The following is an 11,046-nucleotide window of genomic DNA, read 5'->3' as shown; positions in this document are numbered from 1 at the left end:
TTTGGTGCCGTACTCTCGCCGATAACACACCCTACAGATACTTAGATTTTTTCAGAAATCAAATCGGATTCCTATATGCAACTTAAAAGCACATCAGTTTACCATCTGTCGATGGGAGGATGCCAACTAGGGTGTTGACTCTAAAGGTTTTTAGATGGTAACTTCTGATGCAGGAACCAAGTAGCCCTCAGAAAGTTAATGCAAGACTTTAAAAACCGATTCTTTCTTAACAGTCGAGATAGTTAGAAAGAGCCTTGGAAAAACATAACAAACTCAGAGCATTAGAAATAAAAGTTAGAAATTTATCAAACTCACGAGACTATAAAAAATGTGGTAATATTTCCGGCAAAATCAACACCCTAGTCCAGAGAGCAATAGGTGCGATGATACTGTGCAATACTAGTTTTCCTGAACCAGTAAAACCGACTTTACAGGACGCTTGATAGAATTTCCCTCCAAATCAACCTTCCCGTAAAAGGTTTTGCCATTGTAATAAAGCGAAGACGAACTCCCTCCATCCAGATTCATCGCTTTATCGGCACCAAGTGTTTTCATAAAATCAGCTAATGCTGGCAAGGACACCCCAGAATTAGCAGGAGCCGAGGGGTTTTGAGCCACCATAACTAGAACGACGCTGCCATCACGGGTGATACCAACGGCAGTTCTGGCGTTGGGTTGGTTGCTGCCAAGTGCATCTCGTTTATTAGCATTATCCACAAAGCCTTCTTTTGCTAAAGTGAGTTCTGGTAACAGGCTTGGGCCTGCACCTATAGCATCGATTAACTGACAACCTGCTGGTGGTGACTTACTGTGTAAGGCAGTCGAATAGCTGATAGTTTGCCCACATAGGTAGCGGCGGAATTCTGAGCGATTGAGTATTTGACCCAGGTAAGGTTTTAAGTTGGGATTGTTCACCAGCCGTTCGTTTTCCTTGGGGTCGGCTAACAACTTCCCTTGTCGGACAATATATGATGTAGTTTTTTGGTTGGCTGGGTCAAAAAAGCCTGCGTTCATAATGGCTACGGCTCGATGCTTCTGGGCAAATTCCTCTACAGTGGCTACCTTCTCTGATAGTGCAGGAGTTACCAAAAATCTGCTATTAGCTGGAATTAACAGGATATGAGCGATGCTTTGGGGCAAGGTGCGCTCAAAATAGCGGATAGTTTTTGGTGGTGAAGATGCAACTGTTGGTATTGAAGGTATTGAGGAACGCAAATTAAACCACAACGCCATTGCCAAACTAATTAATATCAAAGCCAGTAGTTTGATTTTCCTCACATTTAAACTCACTTGGGGTTAGCTCAAACAAAGTTGATTTAATAGTACTTTGACAACATCTGTAAAATATTAGCAGAAAAATACCTTCACAGTTTTGCACGTTGGTTACTACCTAATGAACCGCAAAAAATCGAAGTTTGAAAAACTGAATTAAGCATATAACTAATTCGCGCTGACTCTGTGAAATTTCTGTTACTGGGCGAGCGCTAATTTTTGGCTGATGCTAAAAATGCTCTCAAACGCCCTACTCAATGGAATCCACTTGTTACAATTAAGAGGCAAGCGTTGCAAAACACCTTGTCCTTCATAAAGATTGAAACGCTTGAAAATTATTACTAAATCCCTATTGGGGATTGAAATTAAGACCATGTTAGAAACTACAAACCTAAAAAATATCTCCAAAAAATTCGCTATAGCCAGAAATTCTGCTTCTTTGAAAGAAAATGAGGCAATGAGAGCTATTGCATATAGCATGGATTTACTGTTACCTGGTTTGTATATATGGCTACTTGGTTTTAGTATTCGCTTTGGTGGAAGCGTACCAGATGATATTCCCTATAAATATCCCGGTAAAATTCACAGTAATGCTGGAATTGCTTTAGTATTACCAGGATATAGAATTTTTACGACTTACCAGGGTAGCTATGACCCTAAACAGACATCAAATACAGGGACTAACAACTTTTAATTGTACGGTTCTCGACTCAAATACTTTTGAAACCTTAATGACCCAGGCAGGGTATTCAATCTCAGGTAGCGCACCTGCACAGTCTAATAGAATAAAAGTATGGTGGATTCATAACGAATACCCAAGAGTCGAGTCTGTATATAGTCCAGACAAGAGAATAGTGATAACGGCATATCATATTAACTGATATTTTTTATTTCTATGAACCTATAAAAACTGTCAATTCACGAGAGGTTGGCAGGTTTTTAATATTCAAAATGACTAAGTTAGACTGTTCTCATTTCCAACGTGGGCAGAAAGTTTTGGTTGATAGGATTTTTTTGTCTGTGATAGTTTCATCAACAAAATCAATTAGCCATCTCCTATAACTAATTCCAGTTCTGGAGGCAGCGAATGTGTGTCTTTAGATGTTGAGGCAGGCAAGTACACTGTAAATTGAGTACCTCTGCCTGCCTGACTATAAACATTGACAAAACCACCGTGATTCTTAATAATACCCAGTGTTGTGGAAAGTCCTAAACCTGTACCTTTGCCTACCTCTTTGGTGGTAAAAAATGGTTCAAAAATCCGTTGCTGGACTTCTGACGACATCCCCATACCAGTATCCGTTACTACGATCGCAATATAAGAACCAACTTTCGCATCAATATTTATCTGGGCAGAATGTTCACCAATCACCACATTTTCCGCCGCAATCCTCAAGATACCGCCATTGGGCATGGCATCGCGGGCGTTAATTACTAAATTTATCAGCACCTGATGTAGTTGAGTTGTGTCTCCACGGACATACCACAAATTTTTGGGGATATCTATCTGGCAAATAATGGAATTAGGGAATGTTTGATGGATAATTTGCTCAATTTCTGCCATCAAAGGTTGAATTTGGACAATTGTCTGTTTGTCTTCAATACCCCGTGCAAAGGACAAAACTTGCTTGAGCAAATTAGCGCCGCGTTTAACATTATTTTCTAAAGTTTGCAGTATTTGCTGACTCTGCGAATCGGGCAATTTCTTCTGCAACAGTTGAACTGACATTAAAATTGGGGATAGTATATTGTTGAGGTCATGGGCGATACCGCCAGCTAGAGTACCGATACTCTCCAAACGTTGCGATCGCAGAAGTTGAGCTTCTAGTTGTTTCTGCTGTGTGATTTCGGTGTTCACACTCAAAATAGATTTGGCTTGTCCATTATCATGTCGGATCAGTGTCCACCGACTTTCAACAATAATTACTTTGCCTTCCCTTGTCAGTTGATGCAACTCACCCCGCCACTCACCCGTATTTATCACCTTCAAGTAAGCATCTTCTAGCTGTGGTGAAATCTCTTTATACAAAAGTTGCAAAACATTCTTACCCACAACTTCCTCAGCCTTCCAGCCGTAAAGACGTTCAGCACCTTGATTCCAAAATAAGATTTGGTTGTGGATATTTCGCACCAGAATCGCGTCAGTTGATACATCCAGGAGCGCCGCTTGTTCGCGGATTTTCTGTTCTGCCTGTTTTTGCTGGGTTATATCTCGCATCAGTGCCAAATGAATGAACGTACCATCAGATTCGTTACGTAGTGGTACAGCATGAGTTTCTATGTAGCGGCGAGTGCCTTTAAATCCCACGATTTCAAACTCCAAAGTCCCTTTATTACCTTGGCAAATACTTTTATGCAAGTCGGCAAAGGCTGCTCTATACTCTGGCACAATTACGGCATCAGCTGGTTTACCAATCAAGACATCAGCACTTTCCACTTCCATCATTGCCAGCCCTTCTGCATTAATTTCTAAAAGGGTGCCATCCCTGGCAATTAACTTGATGCATTCTGGTTCTGCATCTATCATCGCTCGTAAACGATTTTCGCTTTGGCGTAAGGCCAGTTCTGTCTGCTGGAGTTGTCTAATATAACGCCATAACAAGTCATACAGCAACGCCACCAACACCAAATCCACAATAGCAGCAATAAAAAATGTAACTATCGCCTTTTGGGAACTTGCCTGCGACTGCTGCATTCCCTGCTGTAATAAATTGTGCTCTAGCTCTAAAGAGTCGTGAATAAGCTGTTGGATTTCTTTGCCGATTTGCTTGTCTTTATCAGATAAGATTCGCTGCTGAACTGCTTCAAATCCTTGGTTTTGTCTGAGGTAAATTTCTTGTTGCAAGATGTTGAGCCTGTTGGTAATTTTCGGCTCCAGGAAAGAAATCCACTGCTGCTTTTGATAGTTATCAGCAGTTAACTTGCTGAGAATCTGAATATTGCTATTAGTTTTTTGATAGGCTGCAAGATAGGTTTGTAAATCATCTACATCTGCTGTAATTAAGTAATTACGTTGTGCAGTTTCAGTATCTTTGAGTGCAAATTGGATACTTTCTAGTTGAGTAATAACTTTATATGAGTCTGTCACCCATTGCTGGTTGTGAATCAGCTTTACAGTGTTGCTATATGAAACTACAGCATTAGTAAACACAACTGCCAATGCTAGGATGAATATTGCTTTCAGCTTTTGGACTCGATACCATCTTTTGATCATGCGATCGCCCTTTCTGCCGCAGATGCCCTCCATCTGTTAAGATTAGAGATTAAAAACAAATACTGAGAATATTTTAATGATTGTGGCAGCACGGGTAACAAAATACAATCTCTTCAAGTTTTAAATATCTGGATTTTTTGGGATGATGATTTATACATAATAGTCACAAATAAATCCGCTAATTTTTAATATAAATTCATTTTGAGCAGTAGTATAGCCAATGCAGTTTGGATAAGATTAAGTTGCCTATCCATAATGTTTGTATAAACCTTGCAATGCAAGGTCTCTATGTTTGGAATTGTAATTAACCCCGGACTATCCATAAATCCAAAACAAAATCAGGGCATTGATGTCAACTTAATGTTACATCGGCGGTTAGAAACCGCCTGTATTGAAAACTAAAGTTATTCTGCAATCAGCTTGACATGATTAAAGCAATATGTTAATAATTATAGTTTGTGGAAACTTTACTTCTTAATATAAGCTCTTGGCTAACGTCATTGTCATAGGTGCCCAATGGGGCGATGAAGGAAAAGGTAAAATAACTGACTTACTCAGCCGTTCCGCAGATGTTGTGGTTCGTTACCAAGGGGGTGTCAATGCTGGACACACGATTGTAGTTAAAGGTCAGACCTTTAAGCTGCACTTGATTCCCTCTGGTATTTTGTATCCAAATACCGATTGCATTATCGGCTGTGGAACAGTCATCGATCCACAGATTTTGATCGCAGAACTCGACCAACTAAAAGAGTTAAATATTTCCACTGACCACCTGCTGATATCTGAGACAGCCCACGTAACAATGCCTTATCATCGGTTGATTGACCAGGCATCAGAAGAACGACGGGGAAGCCATAAGATCGGCACAACAGGTCGGGGCATTGGGCCGACTTATGCTGATAAATCTGAACGTACAGGCATTCGGGTTTTAGACTTAATGGACCCCGATGGGCTACGTGAGCAGTTAGAGTGGACGATTAATTATAAAAACGTCATTTTAGAAAAGCTTTACAACTTGCCACCTCTAGATCCACAAGAGGTAATTGAACAGTATTTGGGTTATGCAGAACGGTTGCGCCCTTACGTTATTGATACATCGTTGAAAATATCCGATGCCATTCAGCGACGGCGCAATATTTTGTTTGAAGGCGCACAAGGTACGCTCCTTGACCTAGATCACGGAACTTATCCCTATGTCACATCCTCTAACCCTGTGGCGGGAGGAGCTTGCGTTGGTACAGGGGTAGGGCCGACAATGATTGACCGGGTAATTGGAGTGTCGAAAGCCTATACAACGCGGGTGGGAGAGGGGCCATTTCCCACCGAATTGGATGGAGAGTTGGGAGAATTGTTGTGCGATCGCGGTGCCGAATTTGGCACAACCACCGGACGCAAACGGCGTTGTGGCTGGTTTGATGCTGTCATCGGGCGCTATGCCGTGCGGATTAACGGCATGGATTGTATGGCGCTCACTAAACTGGATGTCCTCGATGAATTAGAGGAAATCCAAGTTTGTGTCGCCTATGACATAGATGGCCAACGCAGCGAACACTTCCCCACAAGTTCTCGTCAATTTGCTAGATGTCGCCCCATCTACAAAACCTTACCAGGATGGAAAGTGTCAACAACTGACTGCCGTACCCTGGAAGACTTGCCACAGCAAGCACTGGACTATCTAAAATTCCTCGCTGAATTAATGGAAGTCCCGATCGCGATCGTCTCACTCGGAGCAAGCCGCGATCAAACCATAATCGTAGAAGACCCCATCCACGGGCCTAAACGTGCTTTATTGCAAGCCGACGGCACACCTGCTACCCTACTCAGTGCGTAAATTGACCATTAGTCCTTTGCTAATGACTAATGACTAATGACCAATGACCAATGACTAATGACTAAGGACAACTTCTATGGCTATTACAGTCGAATCTCAAAAACGTCCAGAAGGCAGCAAGCCAAGAGCTTTGCGCCGTGCTGGACTGATACCTGCCAATTTGTATGGTCATAAGGGTACAGAATCTATTTCTTTGACCATTGAGGCGAAAACTGTTGAGCGTTTGCTCAAAAGAGCTTCCGTCAACAACACTTTGATTGAGTTGAATATTGCTGATGCACCTTGGCGTGGTAAAACCTTGCTGCGGGAACTTCAGATCCATCCAGCCAAAGGTACACCTTATCACCTCAGCTTTTTCGCGGTTGCTGGCCACGGCGACACCACTGTAGAAGTACGCCTACGTTTTGTGGGAAATGCTGTTGGTGTTAAACAAGAAGGTGGTGTGTTAGACACCGTAATCACCGAATTGCAGGTGACTTGTGCGCCAGAAAACATCCCAGATGTAATTGAAATCGATGTCTCTAACCTGCAAATAGGAGACAGCTTGAGTATTAGTGATATACCCTTTCCTGAAGGTGTAACACCTCTAGCTGAATCGGAGCGACTTGTTGTGAGCGTTTTGCCACCACAAATTAGCGCTGAAGATGCTGGGACTGAAACTGAAACTGAAGCAGCTTCTTAAGCTAGGTAAACTGTGTAATAATTTTTGATGATGCCAGGGGGGAACTCCTGGTTTTTTTGTATTTGAACCGCAGAGGCGCAGAGAGCGCAGAGGACAGAGATGACAGAAGCGACTCTTCCAGCTTTAATTCAGCAAATGTTGCAGCCTGGATTTTATCCCCATACCGTAACAGAACCCATTCAACTAATTCAAACCCACGTTTCTTATGTGCTGTTAACTGGGGATTACGCTTATAAGCTGAAAAAACCTGTGAATTTTGGCTTTTTGGATTTTTCCACCTTAGAGAAGCGGCAGCATTTTTGTCAGGAAGAGTTGCGGTTAAATCAGCGGGGTGCTGGTGAACTGTATTTAGAAGTTTTGCCCATAACTTTGGTACGGGAACAATACCATTTAGGAGGAACTGACGAGCCTGTAGAATACGTGCTGAAGATGCGCCAGTTTCCTCAAGAGTCTCTATTAAGTACACTTTTTGAAGAGGGTAAGTTAAATGAGACACGCCTAGATGAGTTGGGACGGGTGGTGGCTCAATACCATGCCCAAGCACAAACGAATGATTACATTCGCACTTTTGGTGAAGTGCCAAATGTTCGGGCTGCCTTTGACGAGAATTATCAGCAAACTGAGAAGTATATTGGTGGCCCCCAGACTCAGGCGCAATTTACAGAAACAAAGCAATATACAGATAACTTTTTTGCCGAACATCCAGAATTATTTGCTAGCAGAATTCACAACGACTATATTCGTGAATGTCACGGGGATTTACACCTGAGAAATATTGCTCTGTGGCACGATAAAATCTTGCTGTTCGATTGCATTGAGTTTAATGAGCCGTTTCGCTTTGTCGATGTGATGTACGATGTAGCCTTCACGGTGATGGATTTGGAAGCTCGCCAGCGCAAAGACTTGGGTAATGCGTTTTTGAATGCCTATATAGAACAAACTGGGGACTGGGAAGGCTTACAAGTGTTGCCCTTGTATTTAAGTCGTCAGGCTTATGTCCGGGCAAAGGTAACTTCATTTTTGCTAGATGACCCAAGTGTACCCGCGACGGTAAAGGAAGAAGCAACAAAAACTGCCGCTGACTATTACAAACAGGCTTGGGAGTACACTAAACCAAAGCTGGGACAACTAATTTTGATGTCGGGGTTGTCGGGTTCTGGTAAAAGTACCACAGCAAGGTCTTTAGCTCGTCAACAGGGAGCGATTCACCTGCGTTCTGATGCGGTGCGGAAGCATTTAGGAGGAATTCCCCTGTGGGAAAAGGGTGGCGATGATTTGTATACACCTGAGATGACCGAGAAAACTTACACACGGGTATTAGAATTGGGAATTATCCTGGCTAAACAAGGTTTTTCGGTGATTTTGGATGCCAAGTATGATAAACAGCAGTTACGGCAAGAAGCGATCGCTCAAGCTACAAAGCACCAACTTCCTATTCAGATTATCCAATGCACAGCACCGCTAGAAGTCATAAAAGAGCGTTTGAACAATCGCACTGGTGATATCGCTGATGCCACCGCCGATTTATTAGCCTCACAAATCAAACAAGCTGAACCTTTTACTGAAGAGGAACAACCTTATGTAAAGATTTGGGATACAACTCAACTACAACAGGCACAATTAAAATAATTCGTAATTTGTAATTCGTAATTGAATCGAAAATTACGAATTACGAATTAGTAATTAGTTAATAAGTTTTTATTTTATGGCAGACAAAAAGAACGACTTTTTCAGTATTTCTCCCAGCTTCTTTTCTCAACTATTATTTGGAGCATTTTTAACATTTATATTAATAATGACCGGCTCCGCACCAGCCCTGAGCATCTTCTTAGGAATCATGGGCGGTTTCATCTTAAGCTGGATCACAAATGTAACCGATAATAGCGCCCAGGCTCCAACTGTTGCCTCCTCTGATGGCGTCGATACAGGATTGAAATACTGGTTATTTTTCATGCTGGGCTTTGTATATTTAGGGTATCCAGCACCCATGAGTATCTTGCTAGGTGGAATAGGCGCTTTAGCTGGAGGCTGGATTACTGCTTGGTGGGGAAGTAAGGAAGAAACTAGAACTCAGTTGCAAGTTGAAGACTCAGAAGAGATCGAAGTTGAACCAACGAACGAGAGGATCAACAAACGGCAAACAAGAAGAACCGCCCGCCGCTACCGTCGCCCTGCTGGAAGTAGTTTCAATTTCAGGTTTTGGGAAAGGTAGTAATTTGGGAATTGGGCATTGGGAATTAAAAATTAGGTATTGGGCACTTGTAATGAGCAAAGCCGTAAAGCCTGCGGCATAGCTACGCTTAGGGCGCAGCCTCTCCAAGAGTTGTATTGGGCATTGGTTATTAATTCTTCTCCCTCTGCTTCCCCTGCTTCCCCTGCTTCTTTCATAATGTCCCAGTTCTCAGTTCAATCCCCATACCCTATTCCCCGTGCCCTATGCCCCATTCCCAATATGTTTTTATATCTATCCAAATTACTGCCACTATTTTTTTATCCACTAGGACTAGCCTGTGTGAGCTTAGTAGTAGCATTAGTGACGTTGTGGAAACGACCGCGCACTGCGGCGATCGCAATTGCTTTTGCCCTAACTTTATTGTTATTTTCTAGTAATGCTTGGATCGCTAAATCATTAGTGCGATCGCTAGAATGGCAAAATCTTCCACCCGCCCAAATACCGGTTGCAGAAGCAATTGTGGTTTTGGGTGGCGCAACTAAATCAGCTTTTCCCCCAAGACCTACCGTCGATTTGAGTGAATCAGGCGATCGCGTAATTTATGCCGCACAACTGTATCGCCAGAAAAGAGCGCCTATAATCATTCTTAGTGGGGGTCGCATTGATTGGCGTGGAAGTGGTTCACCAGAGTCGGCAGATATGGCTACAATACTCACATCTATTGGTATTCCATCTGAGGCGATTGTTCAGGAACCTGAATCTCTCAATACTTATCAAAATGCTGTAAATGTCCGAAAAATTTTGTCATCTCGTGGCATCAATCAGGTATTATTAGTTACCTCGGCAATGCACATGCCGCGATCGCTTCAGATTTTCCAGCGTCAAGGAATCAATGCCATTCCTGCACCCACTGACTTTCTTGTTAGTGAGGGTGAGTTGCAAGAAATCGGCAGCACTCCCAAAGCCGCTATACTAAATTTATTACCTGATACCGACAATTTACACCAATTTACCACTGCTTTAAAAGAATATATTGGTTCTTTAGTTTATCGCTTACGCGGTTGGCTTTAATGAAGTTATGAATTATGAATTATCAATTATAAATTATCAATTTTCAACTCCTAACTCTTCACTCAGTTAATATTATGTCTAAAAACTTACCCTATATTATTCCATCCCCTCAACCCCAAGTAGAGGAAGCTTTTGCCGCTTACCAAACAACCCATCAGTTCTACCACGAAGTCCGGTCACGGTCAGAGTTTCAGCGTTATTGTGAATGGTATTATACAACAGCAGAACAGAATCGCCAAGAGCTTAAAAGAATGCGCGGCGAACTGAATCTTTTTCAGTGGTTTCGCCGCCGATGAGTCATTTAAATGACTTCTAACTCATTTTCACGTAAATGGGCTTTAAACTTTTTACTAAACTGGACTACAATCGGCAGATTAGCGCTTACGGGTCTGTCTTGCCATTGGGTGGCAATACCTACTACATCGCCCTCTGTGCCTTTGATGTCAAAAGGCTTATTCCGATGTTCAGGATGATGATACACTACTACCGAATCTTTAACGCGGACGCGATCGCCAACTTTCATAACAACATTTACACCTAGCATTTGCTTTTCCACAAGTATCTGCTACAGAATATATGATTAAATCGCTTAAGATTTGATTTAATCAGTTATTTTTTGACGCTTCATAGGGGTGCGACGGCGCATTTAACCCTCTGCGTCCAGGCAAGGCAGCGCGTTGCGGTAATTCCAGCCCTGTAGGCGACTGGCGTTAGCGACGTTCGCAAAGCGTCTCAGTCAGGAGAAAGAGCGTTACCCGGAGCGGGGTTTCTCCCGTTGTAGCGACTGCCGCACGTCTTAGCAA

General features: G+C 42.6%; 11 protein-coding genes. 7 read left to right on the top strand and 4 right to left on the bottom strand.

Going from position 1 to position 11,046, the window contains the following annotated elements:
- Nucleotides 1-399: 399 nt before the first annotated feature.
- Nucleotides 400-1,278, bottom strand: a complete 879-nt coding sequence (locus RM347_RS24380) for a phosphodiester glycosidase family protein (RefSeq protein WP_322715705.1) — start codon at nucleotides 1,276-1,278, stop codon at nucleotides 400-402.
- Between the two features lie 367 nt (nucleotides 1,279-1,645).
- On the opposite strand from RM347_RS24380, the gene RM347_RS24375 reads away from it, so the two are divergent.
- Nucleotides 1,646-1,966, top strand: a complete 321-nt coding sequence (locus RM347_RS24375) for a hypothetical protein (protein ID WP_322715704.1) — start codon at nucleotides 1,646-1,648, stop codon at nucleotides 1,964-1,966.
- A 351-nt stretch (nucleotides 1,967-2,317) separates the two neighbouring features.
- On the opposite strand, the gene RM347_RS24370 is transcribed toward RM347_RS24375, so the two are convergent.
- The gene (locus tag RM347_RS24370) at nucleotides 2,318-4,519 is read right to left on the bottom strand and encodes a PAS domain S-box protein (protein ID WP_322715703.1); all 2,202 of its coding nucleotides are present in this window, start codon (nucleotides 4,517-4,519) and stop codon (nucleotides 2,318-2,320) included.
- Nucleotides 4,520-4,973: 454 nt separating this feature from the next.
- Here RM347_RS24370 and RM347_RS24365 point away from each other — a divergent pair, with 454 nt between their 5' ends.
- From RM347_RS24365 to RM347_RS24350, 4 genes are all read left to right on the top strand, one after another.
- Nucleotides 4,974-6,317, top strand: coding sequence for an adenylosuccinate synthase (locus RM347_RS24365; RefSeq protein WP_322715702.1), 1,344 nt, complete (start codon nucleotides 4,974-4,976; stop codon nucleotides 6,315-6,317).
- Between the two features lie 76 nt (nucleotides 6,318-6,393).
- On the top strand, nucleotides 6,394-6,999 hold the full coding sequence (locus tag RM347_RS24360; protein WP_322715701.1) for a 50S ribosomal protein L25/general stress protein Ctc: 606 nt from the start codon (nucleotides 6,394-6,396) through the stop codon (nucleotides 6,997-6,999).
- A gap of 99 nt (nucleotides 7,000-7,098) precedes the next feature.
- Complete coding sequence (locus RM347_RS24355; protein WP_322715700.1) at nucleotides 7,099-8,628, top strand: AAA family ATPase; 1,530 nt, start codon at nucleotides 7,099-7,101, stop codon at nucleotides 8,626-8,628.
- Nucleotides 8,629-8,704: 76 nt separating this feature from the next.
- Complete coding sequence (locus tag RM347_RS24350; protein WP_322715699.1) at nucleotides 8,705-9,211, top strand: hypothetical protein; 507 nt, start codon at nucleotides 8,705-8,707, stop codon at nucleotides 9,209-9,211.
- Between the two features lie 32 nt (nucleotides 9,212-9,243).
- Here RM347_RS24350 and RM347_RS24345 read toward each other — a convergent pair whose 3' ends face one another.
- Entirely contained in the window at nucleotides 9,244-9,387 is a 144-nt protein-coding gene (locus tag RM347_RS24345) for a hypothetical protein (protein WP_322715698.1), read from the bottom strand.
- 64 nt (nucleotides 9,388-9,451) lie between these two features.
- Between RM347_RS24345 and RM347_RS24340 the strand changes: the two genes are divergently transcribed.
- Nucleotides 9,452-10,243: a YdcF family protein gene (locus tag RM347_RS24340; RefSeq protein ID WP_322715697.1), complete on the top strand. Its 792-nt coding sequence runs from the start codon at nucleotides 9,452-9,454 to the stop codon at nucleotides 10,241-10,243.
- Nucleotides 10,244-10,317: 74 nt separating this feature from the next.
- Nucleotides 10,318-10,539, top strand: a complete 222-nt coding sequence (locus RM347_RS24335; RefSeq protein ID WP_322715696.1) for a hypothetical protein — start codon at nucleotides 10,318-10,320, stop codon at nucleotides 10,537-10,539.
- A gap of 5 nt (nucleotides 10,540-10,544) precedes the next feature.
- Here RM347_RS24335 and RM347_RS24330 read toward each other — a convergent pair whose 3' ends face one another.
- The gene (locus tag RM347_RS24330; RefSeq protein WP_416211859.1) at nucleotides 10,545-10,766 is read right to left on the bottom strand and encodes a ferredoxin-thioredoxin reductase variable chain; all 222 of its coding nucleotides are present in this window, start codon (nucleotides 10,764-10,766) and stop codon (nucleotides 10,545-10,547) included.
- Nucleotides 10,767-11,046: the final 280 nt, after the last annotated feature.

Origin of the sequence: Nostoc sp. ChiQUE02, from assembly GCF_034531305.2 — a bacterium.
In the GTDB taxonomy this organism is placed as follows: Bacteria; Cyanobacteriota; Cyanobacteriia; order Cyanobacteriales; family Nostocaceae; genus Nostoc.
The sequence above is the reverse complement of the archived record's forward strand: the minus strand, read 5'-3'. Positions and strand labels throughout refer to the sequence as shown.

Bases quoted from the DNA above. Each gene is read 5' to 3' on its own strand.
- RM347_RS24360 (WP_322715701.1), top strand. From the start codon at position 6,394: ATGGCTATTACAGTCGAATCTCAAAAACGTCCAGAAGGCAGCAAGCCA.
- RM347_RS24340 (WP_322715697.1), top strand. From the start codon at position 9,452: ATGTTTTTATATCTATCCAAATTACTGCCACTATTTTTTTATCCACTA.
- RM347_RS24350 (WP_322715699.1), top strand. From the start codon at position 8,705: ATGGCAGACAAAAAGAACGACTTTTTCAGTATTTCTCCCAGCTTCTTT.
- RM347_RS24330 (WP_416211859.1), bottom strand. From the start codon at position 10,766: ATGAAAGTTGGCGATCGCGTCCGCGTTAAAGATTCGGTAGTAGTGTAT.
- RM347_RS24375 (WP_322715704.1), top strand. From the start codon at position 1,646: ATGTTAGAAACTACAAACCTAAAAAATATCTCCAAAAAATTCGCTATA.
- RM347_RS24355 (WP_322715700.1), top strand. From the start codon at position 7,099: ATGACAGAAGCGACTCTTCCAGCTTTAATTCAGCAAATGTTGCAGCCT.
- RM347_RS24345 (WP_322715698.1), bottom strand. From the start codon at position 9,387: ATGAAAGAAGCAGGGGAAGCAGGGGAAGCAGAGGGAGAAGAATTAATA.
- RM347_RS24335 (WP_322715696.1), top strand. From the start codon at position 10,318: ATGTCTAAAAACTTACCCTATATTATTCCATCCCCTCAACCCCAAGTA.
- RM347_RS24370 (WP_322715703.1), bottom strand. From the start codon at position 4,519: ATGGAGGGCATCTGCGGCAGAAAGGGCGATCGCATGATCAAAAGATGG.